The sequence below is a fragment of the Nocardioides sp. genome, from assembly GCF_036405735.1.
Classification (GTDB): Bacteria; Actinomycetota; Actinomycetes; order Propionibacteriales; family Nocardioidaceae; genus Nocardioides.
In genome coordinates this window covers 1-26,209 of sequence record NZ_DASWXC010000010.1, presented here as the reverse complement: position 1 = coordinate 26,209, position 26,209 = coordinate 1, and the positions used below count along the sequence as shown (strand labels likewise).

Below are 26,209 nucleotides of genomic sequence, written 5' to 3'. Positions count from 1 at the left end.
CGATGCCGTTCCACGAGGAGGAGAGCGACCAGCTGTCGGCACTCGAGTCGGCGCACCTGGACAGCCGCCTGACGGCGGCGGACGCCGACGGCGACGAGCGGGTCGTCGAGGCGGCGCTGCGTCCCAAGAGCCTCGACGAGGTCGTCGGGCAGGCCCGCGTGCGGGCGCAGCTCGGCCTGGTGCTCGAAGCCGCCCGCCAGCGCGGCAGGGCGCCCGACCACGTGCTGCTCAGCGGCCCGCCGGGCCTGGGCAAGACCACGCTGGCGATGATCATCGCCGCCGAGCTGAGCGCCCCGCTGCGGCTCACCAGCGGTCCGGCCATCACCCATGCCGGCGACCTGGCCTCGATCCTGTCGGGCCTGAACGAGGGCGACGTCCTCTTCGTCGACGAGATCCACCGGATGTCGCGCCCGGCCGAGGAGATGCTCTACCTGGCGATGGAGGACTTCCGCGTCGACGTCGTCATCGGCAAGGGTCCGGGCGCCACGGCCATCCCGTTGGAGCTGCCGCCGTTCACGATCGTCGGCGCCACCACCCGTGCGGGACTGCTCCCCGGGCCGCTGCGGGACCGGTTCGGCTTCACCGGACACCTGGAGTTCTACGAGACAGGCGAGCTGGAGCTCATCGTGCGGCGCTCGGCCGGGCTGCTCGGCGTACCCCTCACCGACGAGGGAGCCGCCGAGATCGCCTCGCGCTCACGGGGTACGCCGCGGATCGCGAACCGGCTGCTGCGCCGGGTGCGCGACTACGCGCAGGTGCGCGCGGACGGCACCGTGACGCTCGAGCTCGCCCGCCGTGCGCTCGACCTCTACGAGGTCGACGCGCTGGGGCTGGACCGGCTCGACCGTGCCGTGCTCGACGCGCTGTGCCGCCGCTTCGGCGGCGGGCCGGTCGGCGTCGCCACGCTGGCGGTCGCGGTGGGGGAGGAGCGGGAGACCGTCGAGGAGGTCGCCGAGCCGTTCCTGGTCCGCAACGGCTTCCTGGCCCGCACCCCGCGGGGGCGGGTCGCCACGTCCGCGGCCTGGGCCCATCTCGGGCTGAGCGCACCGGCGTCGACGCCTGGGCAGGACCCCCTCTTCCAGGAGTAGCAGGCGATTTCGCCCGATTCCCCGACGCGGCGACGCGCACGGCTATGCTTGCGCGTCGGCCGATCTGGGTCGGTCACGCCCAGCCCACCTCGTCGGAGAGATCACTCGTGTCGGACCTCGGCGCCATCCTGCCGCTCGTACTCATCGTCCTCGTCTTCTGGTTCCTGCTCATCCGGCCGCAGCAGCGGCGGGCGCGGGAACTCCAGCAGATGCAGTCCGCGTTGAAGCCCGGTGACGAGGTCATGCTGACCTCGGGACTGTTCGGCACCATCGAGCAGATCACCGACGAGTACCTCCTGGTCGAGGTCGCGACCGGGGTGACCGTGAAGGTCGTCCGCGGCGCGATCGGCCGGGTCGTCCCGAAGCCTGAGCCCGAGGGCGACATCAGCGCACCCGGGTCGGAGGAGAACTGACACATGGCAGCCAAGGCCTACCGGCCGGGACGCACCCTGGTGGTGTTCTTCCTGGCCCTGGCGATCGCCTACGGGCTCGTCGCGCTCGCCGGCACCTGGAAGCCGGCCCTGGGGCTCGACCTCGAGGGCGGCACCCGGATCACGCTGATCGCGAAGGGTGACCCCAGCGCGGAGAACATGCGTGAGGCGCGCGGCATCATCGACCAGCGCGTCAACGGCTCCGGTGTCACCGAGGCCGAGGTCACCACGCAGGGCGACAACATCATCGTCGTCGAGATCCCGGGACCGAGCCGCCGCGACCTGGTCGACACCGTCAAGCGCCAGGCGCAGCTGCGGTTCCGCCTCGTGGCGTGCGACTCCACCACCGGCGGCTGCGGCGGCGCCGCGCCGGCGGGCGGGCTGGACCAGGGCCTGACCGGCGGCACCCCGGCGCCCGCCGACCCGGCCGCGCCGGCGGCTCCTCGGGCCCCGCTCGGGTACCTCAAGGCCGGCGAGGCGACGCCGTCGGCGACCGCCACGCCCACCGCTGTGCCCACCACGGCGCCCACCGCAGGCTCCGCCGCTACCGCGACGCCGACGCCGTCGCCGTCCCCGACACAGGGCGGTGACAACGCCGGCAAGGCCCGCTTCGACGACGCGGTGGCGTTCATGAACAACCCGCCGGCCGAGTGGATCACCAAGTACAACGAGCTCACCTGCCCCGTCGACCCGCAGACCCTCGTGGATGACCCGGCCCAGCCGCTGGTCACCTGCTCGCCCGACGGCAGCGCGAAGTACCTCCTCACGCCGGCGATCATCGAGGGCCGCAACGTCACCGACGCCGCCGCCGGCATCCCGCAGAACGACGTCCAGTACGTCGTGTCCCTCAGCTTCGACGGCCCGGGCGGCGACGTCTTCGCGGACGCGACCGGCACCATCGCCGGGACGAACCAGCAGTTCGCGATCGTCCTGGACGGCCAGGTCATCTCGGCCCCGACGGCCGAGACCCGCATCGTCGGCGACGCCCAGATCAGCGGTGACTTCACGCAGGCCGAGGCCGAGAGCCTCGCCACGAGCCTGAAGTACGGCGCCCTGCCGGTCGCCTTCGAGAAGGACGTCTCCGCCGAGGTGATCGGCCCGACGCTCGCCGGTGACCAGCTCTCCGCGGGCCTCACCGCCGGCGCCTTCGGCCTCGGGCTCGTCATGCTCTACTGCCTGCTCTACTACCGCGGCCTGGGCCTGGTCGTGCTCGCCTCGCTGGTCGTGGCCGCGGCGTGGACCTACGCCATGGTGCTGCTGCTCAGCGAGACGGCCAACTTCACGCTGACCCTGCCCGGCATCGCCGGTCTGATCATCGCCGTGGGCGTCACCGCCGACTCGTTCATCATCTTCTTCGAACGCATCCGCGACGAGATGCGCGACGGCAAGTCGATGCGGGTCGCGGTGGAGTCCGGCTGGGTCCGCGCCAAGGTCACCCGACTGGCCGCCAACGTGGTCTCGCTGCTGTCCGCGGCCGTCCTCTACATCTTCGCCACGGGCGTCGTGAAGGGCTTCGGCTTCGCGCTCGGCCTCTCCACGCTCATCGACCTCGCCGTGCTGTTCTGGTTCACCAAGCCGGCGGTGTCCTACCTGGCGCGCTACAAGTTCTTCAACGGCGGCGGGAAGCTGTCCGGCCTCAGCGAGGAGACGCTCGGCATGGACGCGCCGGCCGGCACCCCGGCCACCGTGGGAGGGAAGGCCTGATGGGCAAGTTCAACCGGCTCGGCAACGAGCTCTACACGGGCCACAAGTCGATCGACTTCGTCGGCAAGCGCGCCTTCTGGTACGCCGTCTCGGGGGCCATCGTCCTCGTCGCGCTGCTGGTCGTCGTCCTGCGTGGCCTCAACTTCGGTGTCGAGTTCACCGGCGGCGTGCAGTACCAGCTCAACGGGCTGGAGTCCTCGCAGGTCACCCAGGGGACCGCCGACGACCTGCGTGAGGCCGTCGCCGACACCGGCATCGAGAACGCCGCGGATCCGCAGGTCAACACCAGCGGCGGGGCCGGCATGCTCATCGTGGTCGAGGAGCTCACCGAGGAGGAGAGCGCCAGGGTCATCGAGGCGATCCGCTCGGTGGTCGACGTGACCGACGAGCAGATCTCGCCGTCCGAGATCGGCGCCAGCTGGGGTCAGGAGGTGGCCCAGCGCGCCATCACCGGCGTCGTGGTGTTCCTCGTCCTGGTCATGCTGTTCATCGGCTTCTACTTCCGCGAGTGGAAGATGTCGATCGCCGCCCTGGCCGCGCTCGTCCACGACATCGTCATCACGATCGGCGTCTACTCGCTGTCCGGGTTCCCGGTCACGCCGGCCGCCGTCACCGGCCTGCTCGCGATCCTCGGCTTCTCGCTCTACGACACCGTCGTCGTCTTCGACAAGGTGCGCGAGAACACCGCGGCGATGAAGCAGACCCGGCAGACCTACGCCCAGGCGGCCAACCTGGCGGTCAACCAGACGCTGGTCCGCTCCATCAACACCGGCATCGTGGCGCTGATCCCGATCGGCGCGATCCTCTACGTCAGCGCGGTCCAGCTGGGCGCCAGCTCGCTCAAGGACCTCGCGCTCTCGCAGTTCGTCGGCATGGCCGCCGGCGTCTTCTCGTCGGTCTGGGTGGCACCGCGCATCCTGGTCCACCTGAAGTCCAACGAGTCCGAGGTGGTGCTCGCCGAGCGGCGCGCGAAGGCGCGGGCGAAGGCCATGGCCGACCCCTACGCCTCGGTCCCGGTGTTCACCGAGGCGGCGCCGGGCTCGGACGTGGGCGTCGACTACGGCGACCTCGAGATCGGCGACGAGGACGAGGACCCCGACCACGACGACCAGGGCACCCCGGTCTCGCGCGGTCCGGCCCGGGGCAGCGGCGCCGCCGCGGCGTACGGCAAGGGGCGCATCGCGCCGCAGGCCAAGGGCCCGGTCCGCGACAGCGGCGCCGCGGGCCGGCAGCAGCCGTCCCGGCAGCCGCGCTCGCGTCGCGGCAAGAGCTAGCGTGAGCGACCCGGAGCTGGCCACGCGGCTGGGGGCGATGATCCGGGACGTGCCCGGCTACCCGCAGCCCGGCGTGGTGTTCAAGGACATCACGCCGCTGCTGGCCGACCATGACGGCTTCACCGCCGTCGTGCAGGCGCTCGCGGATGCCGGTCGCGACGACGCGGGCCGGCCCGTGGTCGACAAGGTGGTCGGCATGGAAGCGCGCGGCTTCATCCTCGCCGCGCCCGTCGCGCTCGCGCTCGGTGCCGGCTTCGTCCCGGTTCGCAAGGCCGGGAAGCTGCCGCGGGAGACCCACGCCGTGGGCTACGCGCTGGAGTATGGCGAGGCGACCCTCGAGATCCACCAGGACGCGATCGCGCCCGGTGAGCGGGTCCTGGTGGTCGACGACGTGCTCGCGACCGGTGGCACGCTGGCCGCCACGCGGCAGCTGGTCGCCGCGTGCGGTGGCACGGTCGTCGCGGCCGCGGTGTTGATGGAGCTGGCGTTCCTGCCCGGCCGGGAGGCCGCCGGCGATCTGCCCCTCACAGCGTTGCTGGTGGTCGACGGGGCCTAGACTGAGCCCCGTGAGCGAGGACCGCGCAGTCGCAGCTCCTCGGGGCCGTGTCCCTGAGGCCCGTCCCGCTGACGCCGCGCCCTCGGGGCGCAGCATGCGCGCGCGGCTTGCCCGCATCGGCCCGCGCGGCGGCCCCACGACGAACCCCGTGCTCGAGCCCCTGTTCCGCGCGGTGCGCGCCAACCACCCCAAGGCCGACCTCGCCCTGCTGGAGCGGGCCTATCGCACCGCCGAGCGGTTCCACGAGGGTCAGAAGCGCAAGAGCGGCGACCCGTACATCACCCATCCGCTGGCCGTCACGGTGATCCTCGCCGAGCTCGGCATGACCGAGCCGACCCTCGTCGCGTCGCTGCTGCACGACACCGTCGAGGACACGCCGTACACGCTGGAGCAGCTGACGCGGGACTTCGGCGAGGAGGTGGCCCACCTCGTCGACGGCGTCACCAAGCTCGACAAGGTGCAGTACGGCGACTCGGCGCAGTCGGAGACGATCCGCAAGATGATCGTGGCGATGGCCAAGGACATCCGCGTCCTGGTCATCAAGCTCGCCGACCGGCTGCACAACATGCGCACGCTGCGCTACGTGCCGCTGAAGAGCCAGGAGCGGTCGGCGCGCGAGACGCTCGACATCTACGCTCCGCTGGCCCACCGGCTCGGCATGAACACGATCAAGTGGGAGCTCGAGGACCTCGCGTTCGCGACGCTGCACCCCAAGATCTACGACGAGATCGTGCGCCTGGTCGCCGAGCGCGCCCCCTCCCGGGACCAGTTCCTGGCGCAGGTCATCAGCCAGGTCGAGAACGACCTGCGCGAGGCCAAGATCAAGGCGACGGTCACCGGGCGGCCGAAGCACTACTACTCGATCTACCAGAAGATGATCGTCGGCGGAAAGGACTTCGCCGACATCTACGACCTGGTCGGCATCCGGATCCTGGTCGCCGAGGACCGCGACTGCTACTCCGCACTGGGCGTGCTGCACTCGCGCTGGAACCCGGTCCTGGGCCGGTTCAAGGACTACGTCGCGATGCCGAAGTTCAACATGTACCAGTCGCTGCACACCACCGTCATCGGCCCGCAGGGCAAGCCCGTGGAGATGCAGATCCGCACCTTCGCGATGCACCGCCGCGCCGAGTACGGCGTCGCGGCGCACTGGAAGTACAAGGAGGACGGCCGCAACGGCGTCGACACCGACAAGCGGGCCGGTGACCCCAAGGACGCGGCGGCCGACATGAGCTGGGTCAAGCAGCTCATCGACTGGCAGTCCGAGGTCGAGGACCCGGGGGAGTTCCTGGAGTCGCTGCGGTTGGAGATGAACCGCACCGAGGTCTACGTCTTCACCCCGAAGGGCGACGTCATCCCGCTTCCCGCGGGCGCGACGCCGGTCGACTTCGCCTACGCCGTCCACACCGAGGTCGGACACCACACCATCGGTGCGAAGGTGAACGGGCGGCTGGTGCCGCTGGAGTCGACGCTGGAGAACAGCGACGTCGTCGAGGTCTTCACCTCCAAGTCGCCCACGGCGGGCCCCTCGCAGGACTGGCTCGGCTTCGTGAAGAGCAACCGCGCCCGCTCCAAGATCCGGGCCTGGTTCACCAAGGAGCGGCGCGAGGAGGCGATCGAGAAGGGCCAGGAGCAGATCGCCAAGCTGATGCGCAAGGAGGGCCTGCCCCTCAAGCGGCTGATGTCGCACGAGTCGCTGACGCTCGCCGCCCGGCACTTCAACATCGCCGACGTGTCGGCGCTCTACGCCGCCGTCGGCGAAGGCAACCTCTCCGCCCAGGCGGTCGTGCGCCGCGTCATCGAGGAGCACGGCGGTGACGACGCCGCGCAGGAGGACCTCGCCGAGGCCGTCACCATCACGGCCCGGCGCAACCGCGCCATGGCCGACGTCAACGGCGAGTCAGCCGTGGTCGTCAAGGGCGTCGCCGACGTGTGGGTCAAGCTCGCCAAGTGCTGCACCCCGGTGCCGGGCGACGCGATCCTCGGGTTCGTCACCAAGGGCGGTGGCGTCTCGGTGCACCGCAAGGACTGCACCAACGCCGCCGCGCTGCTCGCGCAGACCGAGCGGCTGGTCGAGGTCGAGTGGGGCTCGAGCGGCTCGGCCACCTTCCTGGTCAACATCCAGGTGGAGGCGCTCGACCGGTCCCGGCTGCTCTCCGACATCACGATGGCGCTCTCCGACGCCCACGTGAACATCCTCAGCGCGAACCTCTCCACGACCCGCGACCGGGTCGCCAAGAGCAGGTTCACCTTCGAGATGGCCGACGCCAAGCACCTCGACACCGTGCTGAAGTCGGTCCGCGGCGTCCCGGGGGTCTTCGACGCTTATCGAGTCACCCAGTAGGACGGTGGTGTCTCGACACGCCCGTCGCGACCTCGCAAGCTCGGTCGCGGGGCTTGCTCGACCCTCTCCGCGTTCTCATCCCGCTCGCAGGCTCGCGGGCTGAGAGCTACGAGAAGTCCGAAGCGGCGCGGCGGGCCATGTCGAGGAACTGCTGGCGCGACTCGAGGTTCTCCTCGAGCGACGCGACCTTCTTCGCGTCGCCGGCGGCCCGGGCCTTCGCGAGGTCGGCCTCGACCTGGGCGATCGCGGCCTCGAGCTTGGTGATCATGTCGTCGGCACGGGCGGACTTCTCGGGGTCGGACTTGCGCCACTGCTCGTCCTCGGCGGACTTGATCGCCTGCTCGACCTTCCGGATCCGGCCCTCGAGGTCGCGGATCCGGTCGCGCGGCACCTTGCCGGCCGCGTCCCAGCGCTCGGCGATGTCGCGGAAGGCTGCCTTGACCGCGGTGAGGTCGCCAGCGGTGTCGACCTGGGGGAGCAGTGCCTCCGCCTCGGCCAGGAGCGACTCCTTGACCTCCGCGTTGGCGGCGAACTCGGCGTCGAGCTGGGCGTTGGCGGCGTCGCGGGCGCCGAAGAACGTGTCCTGGGCGGTGCGGAACCGCCGCCACAGCGCGTCGTCGACATCCTTGGGGGCCGGCCCGGCAGCCTTCCAGCGCTGCATCAGGTCGCGGTAGCGCCCGGCGGTGGCACCCCAGTCGGTGGACTCGGCGAGCGCCTCCGCCTCGACGACGAGCTTCTCCTTGACGGAGCGGGCCGACTCGCGCTGCTCGTTGAGCTGGGCGAAGTGCGCCTTGCGGCGCCGGGTGTACGCCGTCCGCGCGGTCGAGAAGCGCTTCCACAGCGCCTCGTCGCCGGACCGGTCGATCCGGGGCAGGGCCTTCCACTGGTCGAGGAGGTCGCGCAGCCGGTTGGCCCCGTTGCGCCAGTCCTCGCTCTGCGCGAGGCGCTCGGCCTCGGCGACGATCTTCTCCTTGGCCGCGCGCGCCTCCTCGGCCCGCGCGGCGCGCTCGGCGCGCCGGGCGTCGCGCTGCGTGGCGATGATCGGGGTGAGCGCGTCGAGGCGTCCCGCCAGGCTGGCCAGGTCGCCCACGGCGTGCGCGTCGGCGACCTTGGCCTTCACGGTCTTGACCGCCTCGGCCGCCTCGTCGGGGGAGGCCTTGCCGGCGTGGACCCGCCGCTCGAGCTGCTCGACCTCGAAGGCGAGCTGGTCGTAGCGGTCGGTGAAGAGCTTGAGGGCCTCTTCGGGGGTGCCGTCGGGGTACTGGCCGACCCAGCGCTCGTCGTCGCCGGACTTGACGTAGACGTTGCCTTCGGAGTCGACCCGGCCCCACTGCTCACTCGTCACGGCGCCCATCGTAGTCAGACCGCCCGGTGCGACGGCGACCGTGCTGGCTCGATAGGCTTTGCCGGTGTTGATCGCAGGCTTCCCCGCCGGTCCCTGGGGCACGAACTGCTATGTCGCGGCCACCGGCCCCGGCAGTGAGTGCGTCGTGATCGACCCGGGCAAGGACGCCGCGGCCGGGGTCGACGCGATCGTCCGCGAGCACCGGCTCAAGCCCGTGGCGGTGCTCGTCACCCACGGCCACGTCGACCACATGTGGTGCGTGGCCCCGGTCGCCGGGACCTACGACGCGACCGCCTGGATCCACCCCGACGACCGGCACCTGCTCGCCGACCCCATGGCCGGCATGTCGCCGGAGACGACCCAGATGCTCCTGGGCGGCGACTACCGCTGGGCCGAGCCGGACGACGTCAAGGAGATCTCCGACGGCCAGGCGCTCGAGCTCGCCGGGCTGCGGTTCGTCGTCGACCACACCCCGGGCCACACCGAGGGGTCGGTCACCTTCCGCACGCCGTACGCCGGCGAGGACGTCAGTGAGCTGATGTTCTCCGGTGACCTCCTCTTCGCCGGCTCCATCGGCCGCACCGACCTGCCCGGCGGCGACCACGCCGCGATGCTGCGCAGCCTGGCCACCAAGGTGCTGCCGCTGGCCGACGACATCGTGGTGCTGCCCGGCCACGGGGAGCAGACGTCCATCGGTCGCGAGCGCGCGACCAACCCCTTCCTCCAGGACCTGATCAGCGCATGAGCGACACCACCATCCAGGCGCCCAAGGGCGTCCCCGAGTACCTCCCGCCCGACTCGGCGGCATGGCTGGCGATCAAGGACGCCCTGTCGCGCGAGGCCGTGCTGGCCGGCTACGGGTACGTCGAGCTGCCGATCTTCGAGGACACCGCGCTCTACGTGCGCGGCGTCGGCGAGTCCACCGACGTGGTCTCCAAGGAGATGTACACCTTCACCGACCGCGGCGACCGCTCCCTCACGCTGCGCCCCGAGGGCACCGCGGGGGTGATGCGCAGCGTCATCGAGCACCGGCTCGATCGCGGCCAGCTCCCGGTGAAGGTCTGGTACGCCGGCCCGTTCTTCCGGGCCGAGCGCCCCCAGCACGGTCGCTATCGCCAGCTGCAGCAGTTCGGCATCGAGGCGATCGGCTCCGAGGACCCGGTGCTGGACGCCGAGGTCATCACGATCGCCGACCGCGGCTACCGCGCGCTCGGCCTGACGGGCTATCGGCTCGAACTCACCAGCCTCGGCTGTCGCGAGTGCCGGCCGGCGTACCGCGAGAAGCTCGTGGCCTTCCTCGACGGCCTCGACCTGGACGAGCCCACCCGGGAGCGCGCGCGGATCAACCCGCTCCGCGTCCTCGACGACAAGCGGCCCGAGGTCCGGCAGCAGCTCGCCGACGCGCCGCTGATGCTCGACCACCTGTGCGAGGCCTGCGCCGACCACTTCGGCGCGGTCCGCGCGCTGCTGGACGCCCAGCGGACGGCGTACGTCGTGAACCCGCGGATGGTGCGCGGCCTGGACTACTACACGCGGACCACCTTCGAGTTCGTCCACGACGGGCTGGGAGCGCAGTCGGGGATTGGCGGGGGCGGCCGCTACGACGGCCTGATGGCCGAGCTCGGCGGCCAGGAGCTCTCCGGCATCGGCTTCGGCCTCGGCCTGGACCGCACCTTCCTCGCCTGCCGGGCCGAGGGACTCACGCCCGGGCCGGCCTCCCCGCTCGACGCGTACGTCGTGCCGCTGGGTGCCGCGCGCCAGCGGGCCGCCCTCGTGGTGGCCGAGCTCCGCGCCGCCGGCCTGCGCACCGACCAGGTCTTCGGCGAGCGCGGCCTGAAGGGCGCCATGAAGGCCGCCGACCGGTCCGGGGCCCCGGTCGTCGTCGTCATCGGCGAGCGCGACGTCGAGGCGGGCGTGGCGCAGGTCAAGACCATGAGCACCGGCGACCAGGTCCCGGTCCCGTTGGCCGAGCTGGCCGCCTACCTGAGGAAGATCGAGGAGATCCAGTGATCCGCACGCATGAGGCCGGCGCCCTGCGCGCCGCGCACGTCGGCCAGACCGTCACCCTCGCCGGCTGGGTGGCCCGGCGGCGCGATCACGGCGGCGTGACCTTCATCGACCTGCGCGACGCCAGCGGCGTGGTCCAGGTCGTGATCCGCGACGAGGCGTCGGCGCACGCGCTGCGCAACGAGTTCTGCCTCAAGGTCACCGGCGAGGTCGTCGCCCGCTCCGAGGGCAACGTCAACCCGAACCTCGCCACGGGCGAGGTCGAGGTGACGGCCGGCGACATCGAGGTGCTCAACACCGCCGCTCCACTGCCGTTCCCGATCGACGAGCACGTGGAGGTGGGGGAGGAGGTGCGGCTCAAGCACCGCTACCTCGACCTGCGTCGCTCGGGCCCGGCCAGCGCCATCCGGCTGCGCAGTCGGGTCAACAAGGCCGCACGCGACGTGCTCGACCGGCACGGCTTCGTCGAGGTCGAGACGCCCACGTTGACCCGCAGCACCCCCGAGGGCGCCCGCGACTTCCTGGTGCCGGCCCGCCTGCACCCCGGCAGCTGGTACGCCCTGCCCCAGAGCCCGCAGCTGTTCAAGCAGCTGCTCATGGTCGGCGGCCTGGAGCGCTACTACCAGATCGCGCGCTGCTACCGCGACGAGGACTTCCGCGCCGACCGGCAGCCGGAGTTCACCCAGCTCGACATCGAGATGAGCTTCGTGGACCAGGAGGACGTCATCGCGCTGATGGAGGACGTCCTCGCCGAGATGTGGGCGACGATCGGCCAGCAGATCCCGCGCCCGATCCCGCGGATGACCTACGCCGACGCCATGCGCCGCTACGGCTCGGACAAGCCGGACCTGCGCATGGGCTACGAGCTGGTCGAGTTCACCGACTACTTCAAGGACACCACGTTCCGCGTCTTCCAGGCGGACTACGTCGGCGCGGTCGTCATGCCGGGCGGCGCCAGCCAGCCGCGCAAGCAGCTCGACGCCTGGCAGGACTGGGCCAAGCAGCGCGGCGCCAAGGGACTGGCCTACGTCCTCGTCCAGGAGGACGGCACGCTCGGCGGCCCGGTCGCCAAGAACCTCTCCGAGACCGAGCAGGCCGGCCTGGCTGAGCACGCGGGCGCCCAGCCCGGCGACTGCATCTTCTTCGCGGCCGGCGCCACCAAGTCCAGCCGCGCCCTGCTCGGTGCCGCGCGCCTCGAGATCGGCCGACGCTGCGGCCTGATCGACGAGAGCGCCTTCGCGTTCACCTGGGTGGTCGACGCCCCGATGTTCGAGCCGGCCGCCGACGCGGTGGCCAGCGGCGACGTCGCGGTGGGTGCCGGTGCCTGGACCGCGGTCCACCACGCCTTCACCGGCCCCAAGCCGGAGTTCGCCGACACCTTCGACACCGACCCTGGCAGCGCGCTGGCCTACGCCTACGACATCGTCTGCAACGGCAGCGAGCTCGGCGGCGGGTCGATCCGTATCCACCGCGAGGACGTGCAGAAGCGGGTCTTCAACGTGATGGGCATCGGCGACGAGGAGGCGCAGGAGAAGTTCGGCTTCCTCCTCGACGCCTTCAAGTACGGCGCCCCGCCGCACGGCGGCATCGCGGTGGGCATGGACCGCATCGTCGCGATGCTCGCGGGGGCCGACTCCATCCGCGAGGTCATCGCCTTCCCGAAGTCGGGCGGCGGCTTCGACCCGCTCACGGAGGCGCCTGCGCCGATCACGGCCCAGCAGCGCAAGGAGGCCGGTGTGGACGCCGTTGCGCCGAAGGATCTGGCCGCCGACGCCTGATCCGCCGTACGCCTCGCGGCGTGGTCTTGACCAGATCGTTACGCACAGGTGACCTCTCGGTACGCACTCTTCACATAGAGTCACGCACGGCGCCCGACCCATCCTGCGCCCGCGAGTCGGCGCTCGGGCAGGCGTCTGCAGCCGGCTGGCGACATGAATGGACAGAGGTGACATGACCACCACGGTGAGCAACCTGGAGACCGAGCACCTGCCGGACCCGACAGGTCACCCGGACGAGACTGCGAAGGTCGCTGGCAAGTCGCCTACCCGGCTCGCGGTCGAGCGCTTCCGCAAGGACAAGCTGTCGATGATCGCGTTCGTCATCGTCGCGCTCTACCTCCTGGCCGCCCTCGCGGCGCCCTTCCTGGTGAAGTTCGGTGTGCTCGACCCCTTCACGCTGCACAACAGCGGTGAGGGCAACCTGCTCGACGAGAACACGCTGCCTGCCGGCAAGTGGGGCGGCATGAGCTGGGACCACCCACTCGGCGTCGAGCCCGGCGCTGGCCGGGACGCGCTGTCCCGGATGTGGTACGGCATCACGTTCTCACTGGTCATCGCCATGCTGGCCACCCTGGTGGCCCTCGTGCTGGGCGTGGTGCTCGGCATCATCGCCGGCTTCAGCCGCGGCTGGCTCGACATGATCATCGGCCGCGTCATCGACCTGACGCTGGCCTTCCCGCAGACGCTGATGCTGCTCGCGCTGTCGTACACCGCCGTCGCGTTCCTGGTCGAGTACGTCCACATCCCCGCCGGCAACCTCGCGCAGGGCGCGTACGTCGTGCTCGTGCTGGGCATCTTCGGCTGGCCCTCGATCGCCCGCATCATCCGGGGCCAGGTCCTGACCATCCGCGAGCGGGAGTTCGTCGACGCAGCGGTGCTCCTGGGCGCCTCGAAGGGCCGGATCTACTTCAAGGAGATCCTCCCCAATCTCTGGGCCCCGGTGCTGGTCAGCTTCACGCTGTTCATGCCCGCGGCGATCTCGGCCGAGGCCGCGCTGTCCTACCTCGGCGTCAGCATCAAGCCGCCGACCCCGACGCTCGGCAACGTGCTGCGGGACGCGCTGCAGTACGCCCACGCGTCCGAGGCGTTCATCTACTTCTTCGCCCCCGCGTTCCTGATCTGCATCATCGTCGTCTCGTTCAACCTGCTCGGCGACGGCATCCGCGACGCCCTCGACCCCAAGAGCTCGCGCTAGCGGGCGCGGGTCGACAACCGGATAACCCCCAGCTTCGACGGCACGGCGCCGTCGAAAGTGCCGCCGGACCCCGGCGCGTCACCCATCCAAGGAGAAGCAATGGCCAACTACCGGAAGCGGGCTGTGGCAGCGAGTGCTGCTGCTGCCCTGACGGTTGCGCTCGCCGCGTGCGGCGGCGGGAGCGACGACAACAGTTCGGAGGAGGGCGGCAACGCCTCCGCCGCCAAGGGCGGCACCCTGAACTACTTCATCTACGCTCCGATCGAGCACGTCGACCCGCAGCGGATCTACGTCGGCCGCGACATCAGCAACTTCGGTCGCACGGTCTACCGCTCGCTGGTCACGTTCCCCGCGTCGGATGACGCGACCGAGGCCAGCACCCCGGTGCCGGACCTCGCCACCGACACCGGTACCGCCACCGAGGGCGGCAAGGTGTGGTCCTTCACGCTGAAGGACGGCATCAAGTGGGAGGACGGCTCGGAGATCACGTGTGAGGACTTCAAGTACGGCGCCTCCCGTGTCTTCGCCCAGGACGTCATCACCGGTGGCCCCAACTACATCGTGAGCTACCTCGACATCCCGCAGGTCGACGGCGAGCCCGCCTACAAGGGCCCCTACACCGGCGAGGGCCAGGAGCACTTCGACAAGGCGATCACCTGCGACGGCAAGACGATCACCTACCGCTTCAACAAGCCGTGGCCGGACTTCCCGCTCGCTGTCGCGGGTCTGCACATGATGGACCCGTACAAGCAGTCCGAGGACGAGGGCGACAAGTCCAACTTCAAGATCTTCTCCAACGGTCCCTACAAGCTCGAGGGCACCTGGAACAAGGACTCCGGCGGCACGCTGGTCCGCAACGAGAACTACGACGCGGCCACCGACAGCACCGACATCCGCAAGGCGCTGCCGGACAAGATCGCCTTCAAGATCGGCCAGACCACCGAGGTCATCTACGACCAGCTCATCGCCGACAGTGGCGAGGCCCAGACCGGCGTCACCGGTCAGCGGGTGCCCCCGGCGTACTTCTCGCAGATCACCGGCCCGGTCGAGGAGCGTCTCACCACGATCGAGTCGCCGTACGTCGACTACCTGGTGCCGAACTTCAACTCGCCCGACATGAAGAACCCCAAGGTCCGTGAGGCACTCGCCGCCGCGACCAACATCGACGCCTGGATCGCCGCCGGCGGTGGCGAGAAGGCCTACGTCCCGGCCGAGTCCATCGTGAACCCGTCGGTGGTCGGCTACGAGCCGAACCCGGCCTTCGCCGGCCCGAACTCCGGTGACGTCGAGAAGGCGAAGCAGCTGCTCGCCGAGGCCGGCGTGTCGAACGTCGAGATCAAGTTCACCTACCCGCAGTCCGACACCGCTGACAAGCAGGCTGCCGCCCTCAAGCAGACCTGGGACGAGGCCGGCTTCAAGACCGTCCTCGACCCGCTGGGCGACACCTACTACGACGTCGTCCAGAAGCCGGGCAACGACTCCGACGTCTACTGGGCCGGCTGGGGCGCCGACTGGCCGTCGGCCATCACCGTCACCCCGGCGCTGTTCAGCAAGGTCAACCTGACCAAGGGCAGCAACGGCCAGAACTACGGCGCCTACACGACGCCGGAGTTCGAGGCTGCGATCGACAAGGCCGCGAACGCCGCGACCCTCGACGAGCAGACCGCCGCGCTGCAGGAGGCCGACAGGATCCTGGGCGAGGACGTCGCGTACATCCCGCTCGAGATCGCGGTCTTCAACTTCCTGCACGGCTCGAAGGTCGCCAACTTCAACACCACCCCGGCCTCCTCGGAGTTCCCGGACCTCGGCGTCATCGGCGTCAAGAACTGATCTGACGCTGGTCGTCGACCAGCACTGATCGACCCGGCCGGGTGGGCGCTACCGCGCCCACCCGGCTCTCGGGTGGGGCCCGCCCAGGGAACGCTCCCCGCGGCGCCACCCGCCCGAACTGCCCGGACCAGGGCGAACCCGGCCATCCCGGACTAGCCTTGTCATCGAACCCCCACCGAAGGTGGTCCCGCATGCTGGCCTACGTCATCCGCCGCGTCGTGATCGGCGTCGTGCTGCTCCTGGCGATGAGCCTGGTGACGTTCGTGCTCTTCTTCGCCTCGCCGATCGACCCGGCACGGTTCGCGTGTGGCAAGTCCTGCGCCGGCAACCCGGTGGCGCTCGAGGCCGCGAAGAAGTCCCTCGGCTACGACAAGCCGACGATCGTGCAGTGGAGCGACTTCGTCCAGGGCGTCGTGGTCGGCCGCGACTTCCCGGCCGACGAGCAGCTGCGCGAGGCGGCGCCCGAGATCGTGACCCACTGCGCGGCTCCGTGCCTGGGCTACTCGGTCTACAACAGCAAGACCATCAACGAGCTGATCAAGGGCGCCCTGCCGATCTCGGCGTCGGTGGCGCTGATGGCGATCCTGCTCTGGCTCACCGGCGGCGTCCTCTTCGGAGTGACCGCGGCCGTCTTCAGAGGCACGATCCTCGACCGCGGCATCGTCGGGGCCGCGCTGATCTTCTACGCCTTCCCCTCGTTCTTCATCGGGACGTTCCTGCTGCGCTGGGTCTCCATCAAGTGGGACATCTACCCGTTCCCGCAGTACGTCGCCATCGCCGACGGCGGCGTCTTCGAGTGGGCCAAGAACCTCTTCCTGCCAGCGCTGACGTTGGCCCTGCTCTACATGGCCGGCTATGTCCGGATGACGCGGGCCTTCGTGCTCGAGTCGATGAGCGAGGACTACGTCCGCACCGCCCGGGCCAAGGGGCTACCGGGCCGGACCGTGCTGTTCAAGCACGGCCTGCGCGCCGCCCTCACACCCCTGGTCACGATGGCCGGCATCGACATCGCGTCGGTGCTCGGCGGCGCGATCATCACCGAGAGCGTGTTCAACTACAACGGTCTCGGCAAGCTCGCCGTCACCGCCAGCCAGACCTTCGACCTGCCCACGCTCGTGGGCCTGGTCATCTTGCTGGGCTCGTTCGTGATCGTCGCGAACATCATCGTCGACGTCCTCTACGCCTTCATCGACCCTCGCGTGCGGGTCGGCTGAGGGCCGGCTGCCACCCCCGGCCAGAAGCCCGGCCACAAGCCCAGCTAGAAGAGAGTCTCCCGTGACCAGCTTCCTCTCCGTCCGCGACCTCAAGGTCCACTTCCCCACGCCGGACGGCCTCGTCAAGGCCACCGACGGTCTGTCGTTCGATCTCGAGAAGGGCAAGACGCTCGGCATCGTCGGCGAGTCCGGCTCCGGCAAGTCGGTCTCCACCTCGACGATCCTGGGCCTGCACCGCAAGACCAACGCCCAGGTGAGCGGCGAGATCCTGCTCGACGGCGTCGACCTGCTCAAGATCAGCGACGACGAGATGCGCCGCAAGCGCGGCCTGGAGGTCTCCATGATCTTCCAGGACCCGCTCTCCGCGATGCACCCGTACTACACGGTCGGCAACCAGATCATGGAGGCCTACCGGGTCCACAACGACGTGAGCAAGAAGGCCGCGCGGACGCGGGCGATCGAGATGCTCGACCGGGTCGGCATCCCGCAGCCCGACCGACGCGTCGACGACTATCCGCACCAGTTCTCCGGCGGCATGCGTCAGCGGGCCATGATCGCGATGGGGCTGGTCAACAACCCCAGCCTGCTCATCGCCGACGAGCCCACGACGGCCCTGGACGTCACCGTCCAGGCGCAGATCCTCGACCTGCTGCAAGACCTGCAGCGCGAGTTCGAGTCCGCGATCATGATCATCACCCACGACCTCGGCGTCGTGGCCGAGATGGCCGACGACGTCCTGGTCATGTACGCCGGCAAGGCGGTCGAGTACGGCGCCTGCAAGGAGATCCTCACCCACCCGGAGATGCCCTACACCTGGGGACTGCTCTCCAGCATCCCCGAGGTCACCGGCGACACCGACGCCAAGCTGATCCCGATCCCCGGCAACCCGCCCAGCCTGCTCAACCCGCCGACGGGTTGCGCGTTCCACCCGCGCTGCGCCCACAAGGACAAGGTGCCCGGCGACCTGTGCCGCACCCAGCAGCCCGACCTGACCCCCGGCACGCGCGGCTTCGGCCACCTCAAGCGCTGCCACCTGACCAACCCCGACGAGGTCTACGAGGCAGAGATCCTGCCCGAGATCGCGCCGGACCTGGTCGACGAGATCCTGGAGGACAAGTGACCACCGACGAGCTGACCGGTCACGCGGCGTCGAGCGCCCCGGACACGCGCGCCCCGATCCTCGAGGTCGAGGACCTCAAGATGTACTTCCCGGTGAAGAGCTCCGGGATCATCCGCCGTACCGTCGGCCAGGTCCAGGCCGTCGACGGCGTGTCCTTCCAGCTCAACGCCGGCGGCTCGCTCGGTTTGGTCGGCGAGTCCGGCTGTGGCAAGTCGACCACGGGTCGGCTGATCACCCGGCTCTACAAGCCGACCGGCGGCAGCATCCGCTTCGAGGGCCGGGACATCGCCCAGACCTCCGAGCGTGAGCTGCACCCGCTGCGACGCGACATCCAGATGATCTTCCAGGACCCGTACACCTCGCTGAACCCGCGCCAGACGGTCGGCGCGATCGTGGGGGCGCCGTTGCTGATCCACAAGATCGTGCCGCGCAACAAGGTGCTCGCCCGGGTGCAGGAGCTGCTCGAGATCGTGGGTCTCAACCCCGAGCACTACAACCGCTATCCGCACGAGTTCTCCGGCGGCCAGCGCCAGCGCATCGGCATCGCCCGCGCCCTGACGCTGCAGCCGAAGCTGCTGGTGGCAGACGAGCCCGTCTCCGCGCTCGACGTGTCGATCCAGGCGCAGGTCGTCAACCTGCTGCAGGACCTGCAGCGCGAGTTCGGGATCGCGTTCCTCTTCATCGCCCACGACCTGGCCGTGGTCCGTCACTTCTGTCCCGAGGTCGCGGTGATGTACCTCGGCAAGATCGTGGAGATCGCGGACCGTGAGACGCTGTACAGCCGACCGCACCACCCGTACACGCAGGCGCTGCTGTCCGCCGTGCCGGACGTGAAGCAGGCCGCCGTCGGCGGGCGCCGCGACCGGATCCGGCTGCAGGGCGACGTGCCGTCGCCGATCAACCCGCCCTCGGGCTGCCGGTTCCGGACCCGCTGCCCGCTCGCGCAGGAGATCTGCGCCCGGGTCGAGCCGCCACTGCTGCAGGTCGGGCCGACGCACAAGGTGGCGTGCCACTTCCCGGGCGAGCTCGGCCACGCGCCGGAGAAGCCGGTCACGCCGCGCCTGCTGGGCGTCGACGAGACCGGGACCCCGGACCTCGCCGCCGGCCCGGCCGCCGAGCTGCCGACCGGGCCGGGGTACGCCGACTCCTGGTTCGACCTCGAGCGCAAGACGGTCGTCAAGGGCTGAGGGTGCCCGACGACGGTCTCTTCCCGATGGGCGCACCGCCCGCTGCCGGTGGGTCGCTCAGCGCGGCCGACCACGCCGCGGCGCCGCTGGCGGTCCGGATGCGGCCGCGCACGCTCGACGAGCTCGTCGGCCAGCAGCAGCTGCGCGCGCCCGGCTCGCCACTGCGCCAGCTCATCGAGGGCGACCAGTCACTCTCGCTGCTGCTGTGGGGTCCGCCCGGCACCGGCAAGACCACCATCGCCGGGATCGTGAGCCAGCAGGGCGGTCGCGGCGACCGCCGGTTCATGGAGGTCTCGGCCGTCTCCGCCGGGGTCAAGGAGGTGCGCGCGGCGATCGACCAGGCCCGGGCCGCGCTGGTCGCCACCGGCCAGGAGACGGTCCTCTTCGTCGACGAGGTGCACCGCTTCAGCAAGGCACAGCAGGACGCGCTGCTGCCCGGGGTGGAGAACCGGTGGGTCACCTTGGTGGCGGCCACCACGGAGAACCCCTTCTTCTCCGTCATCTCCCCGCTGCTGAGCCGCAGCCTGCTGCTCCGCCTCGAGTCGCTGACCGACGACGACGTGCGCGAGGTGCTGCAGCGTGCACTGACCGACGAACGCGGCCTGGCCGGTGCCTACACGCTGACCGACGAGGCACTGGAGCACCTGGTGCGCCTCGCCGGAGGCGACGCCCGCCGTTCCCTCACCTACCTGGAGGCGGCGGCCGGGGCGGCGACCTCGACGGGGAGCAGCACCATCGACCTGGCGATGGCCGAGACGGCGGTCGACCAGGCCGCGGTTCGCTACGACCGGCAGGGCGACCAGCACTACGACGTCGTCAGCGCCTTCATCAAGTCCGTGCGTGGCTCCGACGCGGATGCGGCGCTGCACTACCTGGCGCGGATGATCGAGGCAGGGGAGGACCCCCGGTTCATCGCGCGGCGGCTGATGATCCTGGCCAGCGAGGACATCGGGCTGGCCGACCCGACGGCGCTGACGACCGCGGTCGCCGCTGCGCAGACGGTCCAGCTGATCGGGATGCCGGAGGCGCAGCTGACCCTGGCGCATGCGACCATCGCGCTGGCGGTCGCGCCGAAGTCCAACGCGGTCACCACCGCGATCTTCGCCGCGATCGCGGACGTCAAGGCCGGAAAGATCGGGACCGTCCCACCGCACCTGCGCGACGCCCACTACGGCGGGGCGAAGAAGCTCGGCCACGGCGAGACCTACAAGTACGCCCACGACGAGCCGTTCGGCATCGCCGAACAGCAGTACGCGCCGGACGTCGTGGGCGACGCGGGCTACTACCAGCCCACGTCCCACGGCGCGGAGGCCGGCGTGAAGGAGCGGTGGGAGCGGATCCGCCGCATCATCCGCGGGCAGCGGTAGGTACGGCGCTCATGCACTCGCGGCACGCGGCCACGAGCGCGATAGGGTCGGGGGCCATGACCGGACGGGAGATCACGATGCTGGCGGCGCTGCTGCTCGCCGCGCTCGCTCTCGTCGTCCTCGCCGTCGTCGTGGTCCGGCTGCGCCGGGCGCAGGCCCACCGGCTGGCCGATGCCCAGGAGACCATGGCCGCGCTGCAGGTGCGCCTCGACGAGCTGGAACGGCGGCTCACGGCGCCAGCGCCAGCGCAGATGCCGTCGTCGTCGTCGATGACGGCGCCGGACGCCGCGTCGTTCGTCATCACCCAGCTCGGCGAGCCCGACCCGGCCGAGGCACCCGTCCCCGCACGGGTCACCCTCACGCCGCCCGCCTTCGCCGACGCCGTGGTCCGCGAGACCGTGGTGCAGGCGGCGGCCCTGGCCCACGGCGTGCGGCACGCGCTGCGGCCCGAGGTGCGCCACCGGATCCGCTTCGAGATGAAGCGGGAGGTCAAGCGCTCGCGCAAGGCCCGCAAGGTCGAGGTCCGCGCCGCGCTGCGCGAGTACCGCGCGCGCCGGCGGGCCGGGCTGGATCCGGAGCCCGCGGGATGAGCCGCGCTGTCTGGTTCGTCGCCGGGGCGGGGATGGGCGTCTACGCCATGATCCGCGGGAGGCGCGCCGCCGAGGCGCTGACACCCGACGGACTCCACGACCGTTGGCAGGCCCTCGGCGTCGGGGCGCGGATGTTCCGCGAGGAGGTCGCCCAGGCCAAGACCGACAAGGAGCTCGAGCTGCGGGAGCGGTTCGGGCCGGCGTACGACCGGACGCCGCAGCTGAGCAGTGGTCTCGATACGCCCTCGCTCGTTCCTCACGAGGACTACTCGACCGACGAAAGTAAGGAAGGCACCCACTGATGGAGACCGCGGAGATCCGCCGGCGGTTCATCGCCCACTTCGAGCACGACACCACGGTCGGGCCCCACGCGGCCGTGCCGTCGGCGTCGCTGCTGCTGGACGACCCGAACCTGCTCTTCGTCAACGCGGGCATGGTGCCGTTCAAGCCGTACTTCCTCGGGCAGGAGACGCCGCCGTACCCGCGCGCGACCAGCGTGCAGAAGTGCATCCGCACTCCCGACATCGAGGACGTCGGCAAGACGACCCGCCACGGCACCTTCTTCGAGATGTGCGGCAACTTCTCCTTCGGGGACTACTTCAAGGACGGCGCGATCCGGCTGGCCTGGGAGCTCGTCACGAAGTCGCAGGCCGACGGTGGCTTCGGCCTCGACGAGAGCGTGCTCTACCCGAGCGTCCTGGACGGGGACGACGAGGCGGTCGCGATCTGGAAGAAGGTCACGGGGCTGCCCGACGACCGCATCGTCCGGCTGCCGCCCCGGGAGAACTACTGGTCCATGGGCGTCCCGGGGCCGGGCGGCCCGTGCTCGGAGATCCTCATCGACCGCGGGCCGGCGTACGGCGCCGACCGCGACTGGGACGCCGGCGACCGCTACCTGGAGTTCTGGAACCTCGTCTTCATGCAGGACGACATCTCCGCGGCGCGCTCGAAGTACGACGTCGACATCGCCGGCTCGCTGCCGCAGAAGAGCATCGACACCGGCATGGGCCTGGAGCGGGTCGCCTACCTGCTGCAGGGCAAGAGCAACATGTACGAGACCGACGTGATGTTCCCGGTCATCGAGAAGGCCATGGAGCTCACCGGCAAGAAGTACGGCGCGAATCCGGACGACGACGTCCGCTTCCGCGTCGTCGCCGACCATGTCCGCTCCTCGATGATGCTCATCAGCGACGGCGTCACGCCCGGCAACGAGGCGCGGGGCTACGTGCTGCGCCGGCTGTTGCGCCGCGCGATCCGCAACGTGCGGCTGCTGGGCTACTCCGACCCCGCGCTGCCGGAGCTGATGCCGGTCTCCCGCGACAAGATGGGGGAGACCTACACCGAGCTGCACTCCGAGTGGGACCGCATCCTCCGGGTCGCCACCGCCGAGGAGGAGACCTTCCGCAAGACGCTGGAGGCGGGCACCCAGATCTTCGACCTCGCCGCCGGCGAGGTGAGGAACGCGGGCGGCACGGTGCTCTCCGGAGACAAGGCGTTCCAGCTCCACGACACCTACGGCTTCCCGATCGACCTGACGCTGGAGATGGCGACCGAGGCCGGACTCCAGGTGGACGAGCAGGGGTTCCGCGGCCTGATGGCCGAGCAGCGTGAGCGGGCCAAGGCCGACGCCCGGGCCAAGAAGGGGCAGCACGCGGACCTGTCGGTCTACCGCGGCATCCTCGACGCCACCGGGCCCACGGAGTGGCTCGCCTACTCCACCCTGGAGACCGAGTCCCGGCCGCTGGCGCTCCTCGCGGGCGGCACGCCGGTGCCGGCGCTGCGCGACGGCGACGTGGGCGAGCTGGTACTCGACCGGACCCCGTTCTACGCCGAGTCCGGTGGCCAGGCCGCCGACGCCGGCATCATCGAGTTCGACGGGGGCCGCCTCGAGGTCCTCGACGTGCAGCGCCCGGTCAAGGGCCTGGTGGTGCACCAGGTGCGGGTCGTCGACGGCGAGTTCGTCCCCGGCACGGCGGTCCACGCCCAGGTCGACAAGGAGTGGCGCATCGGCGCCCGGCAGGCGCACTCGGGCACGCACGTCGTGCACGCGGCCCTGCGTGAGGTGCTCGGCCCCACCGCGTTGCAGTCCGGCTCCTACAACCGGCCCGGCTACCTGCGCCTCGACTTCGGCTGGACCCAGGGCCTCACGCCCGGTCAGGTCAAGGAGATCGAGGAGGTCTCCAACAACGCGCTGCGGGCCGACCTGCCGGTGTCGTGGGACTACATGACGCTGCAGCAGGCCAAGGAGTGGGGCGCGATCGCGCTGTTCGGCGAGACGTACGACGACACCAAGGTGCGCGTCGTCGAGATCGGCGGCCCCTGGAGCCGCGAACTGTGCGGCGGCACCCACGTCGACCACTCCAGCCAGATCGGCACCGTCGTGGTCACCGGCGAGGCCTCGGTCGGCTCGGGCAACCGCCGCATCGAGGCGCTCACCGGCGTGGAGGGCTTCCGCTACCTCGCCCGCGAGCGCGATGTCGTCAGCCAGCTCACCGACCTGCTCAAGGCGCAGCCCGACGACCTCGTCGGCCGCGTGGGCGACCTGGTCGAGCGGCTGCGCAGCGCGGAGAAGGAGATCGAGAAGGTCCGCGTCGGGCAGCTGCTCGCCCGAGCCGGGGAGATCGCGGCCGCTGCCACCGACGTGGACGGCGTGGCCGTGGTCGCCCACCACGTCACCGGTGCGGCCGCCGGCGACGTCCGCACGCTGGCGACCGACGTGCGCGGCCGGATCCAGGCCGACCGCCCGGCGCTGGTCGTCGTGATCGGAGATGCCGACGGCAAGGTCTCGATCGTGGCGGCCACCAACGACGCCGGTCGTGCCCGCGGGCTGTCGGCCAACGCCGTCCTGCGCGAGCTCGGGCCGGTCCTCGGCGGCAAGGGCGGCGGCAAGGACGACATGGCCCAGGGCGGCGGCACCGAGGTCGGTCGCATCGACGAGGCGCTCGGGCTGGTGCCCGGCCTGGTCGCGCGAGGCTGACCCGATGCGGGCCGGGGTGAGGGTCGGGATCGACCCGGGCGACGCCCGGATCGGCGTCGCCCGCAGCGACCCGAGCGGCTTCCTCGCCACACCGGTCGAGACGGTGAAGCGGGGTCGGGGGGACGTGGCCAGGATCTCGGCGATCCTGGCCGAGATCGCCGAGGAGAGCACGCTCCTCGAGGTGGTCGTCGGCCTGCCCCGATCGTTGAAGGGCGGAGAGAACCCGGCCACCGCGAAGGTTCGTGACTTCGCTGCGGTCCTCGCTCGTCGGGTGGCGCCGGTGCCGGTGCGGCTGGTCGACGAGCGACTCACCACGGTTTCCGCGGAGGCTATGCTCCGCGACCGGGGGCGAAAGGGGCAGGGCCGGCGCGCCGTGGTGGACCAGGCGGCCGCCGTACTGATCCTGCAGCACGCCCTCGACAGCGAACGCGCCTCGGGGGAAGCGCCTGGAGAGATGGTCGAGGTAACGGCATGAGTCAGGACCACCCGGAGCAGAGCTGGGGCGACACCGCCGAACGACCCGCGGTGCCGGCCGAGGAGCCGATCGAGGGCTCGGTGCTGCCCATGGAGGACGACTTCCTCGACGAGCCCGAGGAGTACGTCGACGAGGACGGCGCGTCCGAGCCACGCCGCGGCGGCAGCCGCCGGGCCGAGAAGGCCGGCCGCGGGCTGCCCGGCTGCCTGGCGGTCCTGGTGGCGCTGGCGGTGATCGTCGGTGGCGGCTGGTTCGGGATCTCGCGGCTGATGGACCTCGACCTCGGGGACAAGCTCGGCGGCGGGCCCTCCGACTTCTCCGGACAGCAGGCCGGCGGCGAGGTCACCTTCGAGGTGCGCCAGGGCGACACGGCTGCGCAGATCGGCCGCAACCTCAAGGACGCCGGCGTCATCGCCTCGGTCGACGCCTTCATCGCGGCCGCGACCGCCAACCCCGACTCCGCCGGCATCCAGGTCGGCTTCTACACGCTCCAGAAGGAGATGAAGGCGGCCGACGCCCTCGCGGTGCTCGTCGACCCGGCGAACATCGTGACCACCACGGTCGCGGTCCCCGAGGGCCTGCGCGTGGTCGACATCGTCGAGCTGCTGGCCAAGGGGACGCCGTTCAAGAAGGCGGACTTCCAGGCGGCGCTCGAGCAGACCGACCAGCTCGGCCTGCCGGACTACGCCGAGGGCAACCCGGAGGGCTACCTCTTCCCGGCCACCTACGCCTTCGCGCCCACGGACCAGCCGATCGACATGCTCAAGAAGATGGTCGCCCGCTGGCAGCAGTCCGCCGAGGAGAACGACCTCGAGGCGAAGGCGGAGGAGCTGGGCTACACGCCGGCGGAGGTCATGACGATCGCCTCGCTCATCGAGGCCGAGGGCCGCGGCGACGACATGCCGAAGATCGCGCGAGTGATCTACAACCGCCTGGAGAACCCCGACAACGGGGTGACGAACGGTCTGCTGCAGATCGACGCGTCGGTCAACTATGGGCTCGACCAGTCGCTGCTCGTCGTACCGACCAGCGACGACCTCGCCAGGGACACGCCGTACAACACCTACAAGAACCCCGGTCTCCCTCCGACGCCCATCGAGGCGCCGGGCGACGCGGCCATCCAGGCCGCCCTCAACCCGGAGGACGGGGACTGGCTCTTCTACGTGACGGTCAACCTCAAGACGGGGGAGACGAAGTTCACCGAGGACTACGACGAGTTCCTGCAGTTCAAGAACGAGCTGCGCGACTACTGCGCGAACGAGTCGGCCGGCGCCTGCTGAGCGATGCCTGACTCGATACCCGGCCAGTACCGCTGTGCCGTCGTGGGCGACCCCGTCGCGCACTCGCTCTCCCCGACGCTGCACCGCGCGGGGTACGCCGCGCTCGGCCTGGACGGCTGGTCCTACGACGCCGTCCGGGTGCCCGCCGGCGGGCTCGCGGCCTACGTCGGCTCGCTCGACGAGTCGTGGCGCGGCGTGTCGGTGACCGCGCCGCTGAAGCGGGAGGCGCTCGCGTTCGCCGCCACGGTGACCGAGCGGGCCGAGCTGGCCGGCGGCGCGAACACGCTCGTGCCGTCGGCGAGCGGATGGGCGGGCGACAACACCGACCTGCCGGGGGCCGCGGCCGCGGTGCGCGAGCGGTACGACGGCCCGGTGCGCACCGCGACGATCCTCGGTGGTGGCGCGACGGCGGCCAGCGTCGGCCTGGCGCTGGCGGAGCTGGGCGCG

The 26,209-nt window shown here is 70.8% G+C and carries 22 protein-coding genes; 21 read left to right on the top strand and 1 reads right to left on the bottom strand.

Going from position 1 to position 26,209, the window contains the following annotated elements; genetic code table 11:
* Positions 1-2: 2 nt before the first annotated feature.
* The 6 genes from ruvB (at position 3) to VGE38_RS01290 (ending at position 7,397) form a co-directional block, all read left to right on the top strand.
* The gene (gene ruvB, locus VGE38_RS01315) at positions 3-1,088 is read left to right on the top strand and encodes a Holliday junction branch migration DNA helicase RuvB (protein ID WP_331140727.1); all 1,086 of its coding nucleotides are present in this window, start codon (positions 3-5) and stop codon (positions 1,086-1,088) included.
* Positions 1,089-1,195: 107 nt separating this feature from the next.
* Positions 1,196-1,501, top strand: coding sequence for a preprotein translocase subunit YajC (yajC, locus tag VGE38_RS01310; protein ID WP_331140726.1), 306 nt, complete (start codon positions 1,196-1,198; stop codon positions 1,499-1,501).
* Between the two features lie 3 nt (positions 1,502-1,504).
* Positions 1,505-3,223, top strand: coding sequence for a protein translocase subunit SecD (gene secD, locus VGE38_RS01305; protein ID WP_331140725.1), 1,719 nt, complete (start codon positions 1,505-1,507; stop codon positions 3,221-3,223).
* Positions 3,223-4,497, top strand: a complete 1,275-nt coding sequence (gene secF, locus VGE38_RS01300) for a protein translocase subunit SecF (RefSeq protein WP_331140724.1) — start codon at positions 3,223-3,225, stop codon at positions 4,495-4,497. The genes secD and secF overlap by 1 nt, the downstream gene beginning before the upstream one ends.
* A 1-nt stretch (position 4,498) precedes the next feature.
* Positions 4,499-5,053: an adenine phosphoribosyltransferase gene (locus VGE38_RS01295; RefSeq protein WP_331140723.1), complete on the top strand. Its 555-nt coding sequence runs from the start codon at positions 4,499-4,501 to the stop codon at positions 5,051-5,053.
* Between the two features lie 94 nt (positions 5,054-5,147).
* The gene (locus VGE38_RS01290) at positions 5,148-7,397 is read left to right on the top strand and encodes a RelA/SpoT family protein (protein WP_331140722.1); all 2,250 of its coding nucleotides are present in this window, start codon (positions 5,148-5,150) and stop codon (positions 7,395-7,397) included.
* Between the two features lie 106 nt (positions 7,398-7,503).
* Here the strand turns inward: VGE38_RS01290 and VGE38_RS01285 are convergent, their stop codons facing one another.
* A complete protein-coding gene (locus tag VGE38_RS01285) occupies positions 7,504-8,751 on the bottom strand; it encodes a DUF349 domain-containing protein (protein WP_331140721.1) in 1,248 nt (415 codons plus the stop codon).
* 55 nt (positions 8,752-8,806) lie between these two features.
* On the opposite strand from VGE38_RS01285, the gene VGE38_RS01280 reads away from it, so the two are divergent.
* The 15 genes from VGE38_RS01280 to VGE38_RS01210 all read left to right on the top strand — a co-directional run.
* On the top strand, positions 8,807-9,487 hold the full coding sequence (locus VGE38_RS01280; protein WP_331140720.1) for an MBL fold metallo-hydrolase: 681 nt from the start codon (positions 8,807-8,809) through the stop codon (positions 9,485-9,487).
* Positions 9,484-10,752 carry a histidine--tRNA ligase gene (hisS, locus tag VGE38_RS01275; RefSeq protein ID WP_331140719.1) on the top strand — a complete coding sequence of 423 codons (1,269 nt, stop codon included), beginning with the start codon at positions 9,484-9,486 and terminating at the stop codon, positions 10,750-10,752. The genes VGE38_RS01280 and hisS overlap by 4 nt, the downstream gene beginning before the upstream one ends.
* Entirely contained in the window at positions 10,749-12,527 is a 1,779-nt protein-coding gene (gene aspS, locus VGE38_RS01270) for an aspartate--tRNA ligase (protein ID WP_331140718.1), read from the top strand. Before hisS ends, aspS begins: the two co-directional genes overlap by 4 nt.
* 172 nt (positions 12,528-12,699) lie before the next feature.
* Complete coding sequence (locus VGE38_RS01265) at positions 12,700-13,722, top strand: ABC transporter permease (protein ID WP_331140717.1); 1,023 nt, start codon at positions 12,700-12,702, stop codon at positions 13,720-13,722.
* Between the two features lie 99 nt (positions 13,723-13,821).
* Positions 13,822-15,552, top strand: a complete 1,731-nt coding sequence (locus VGE38_RS01260) for an ABC transporter substrate-binding protein (protein ID WP_331140716.1) — start codon at positions 13,822-13,824, stop codon at positions 15,550-15,552.
* A gap of 191 nt (positions 15,553-15,743) precedes the next feature.
* Entirely contained in the window at positions 15,744-16,766 is a 1,023-nt protein-coding gene (locus VGE38_RS01255; protein ID WP_331140715.1) for an ABC transporter permease, read from the top strand.
* Positions 16,767-16,827: 61 nt separating this feature from the next.
* The gene (locus tag VGE38_RS01250; RefSeq protein ID WP_331140714.1) at positions 16,828-17,886 is read left to right on the top strand and encodes an ABC transporter ATP-binding protein; all 1,059 of its coding nucleotides are present in this window, start codon (positions 16,828-16,830) and stop codon (positions 17,884-17,886) included.
* Complete coding sequence (locus VGE38_RS01245; RefSeq protein WP_331140713.1) at positions 17,883-19,073, top strand: dipeptide ABC transporter ATP-binding protein; 1,191 nt, start codon at positions 17,883-17,885, stop codon at positions 19,071-19,073. The genes VGE38_RS01250 and VGE38_RS01245 overlap by 4 nt, the downstream gene beginning before the upstream one ends.
* A 26-nt stretch (positions 19,074-19,099) precedes the next feature.
* Positions 19,100-20,440 (top strand): replication-associated recombination protein A, encoded by a 1,341-nt coding sequence (locus VGE38_RS01240; protein ID WP_331140755.1) that lies wholly within the window; start codon positions 19,100-19,102, stop codon positions 20,438-20,440.
* Between the two features lie 56 nt (positions 20,441-20,496).
* Positions 20,497-21,030, top strand: a complete 534-nt coding sequence (locus VGE38_RS01235; protein WP_331140712.1) for a hypothetical protein — start codon at positions 20,497-20,499, stop codon at positions 21,028-21,030.
* Complete coding sequence (locus tag VGE38_RS01230) at positions 21,027-21,332, top strand: DUF6167 family protein (RefSeq protein ID WP_331140711.1); 306 nt, start codon at positions 21,027-21,029, stop codon at positions 21,330-21,332. Before VGE38_RS01235 ends, VGE38_RS01230 begins: the two co-directional genes overlap by 4 nt.
* The gene (gene alaS, locus VGE38_RS01225; RefSeq protein WP_331140710.1) at positions 21,332-24,007 is read left to right on the top strand and encodes an alanine--tRNA ligase; all 2,676 of its coding nucleotides are present in this window, start codon (positions 21,332-21,334) and stop codon (positions 24,005-24,007) included. Before VGE38_RS01230 ends, alaS begins: the two co-directional genes overlap by 1 nt.
* Before the next feature lie 4 nt (positions 24,008-24,011).
* Positions 24,012-24,482 carry a Holliday junction resolvase RuvX gene (gene ruvX / locus VGE38_RS01220; RefSeq protein WP_331140709.1) on the top strand — a complete coding sequence of 157 codons (471 nt, stop codon included), beginning with the start codon at positions 24,012-24,014 and terminating at the stop codon, positions 24,480-24,482.
* A complete protein-coding gene (gene mltG, locus VGE38_RS01215) occupies positions 24,479-25,762 on the top strand; it encodes an endolytic transglycosylase MltG (protein ID WP_331140708.1) in 1,284 nt (427 codons plus the stop codon). The genes ruvX and mltG overlap by 4 nt, the downstream gene beginning before the upstream one ends.
* Positions 25,763-25,765: 3 nt before the next feature.
* A partial coding sequence (locus tag VGE38_RS01210; RefSeq protein WP_414690882.1) for a shikimate dehydrogenase family protein occupies positions 25,766-26,209 on the top strand: 444 nt, incomplete at its 3' end.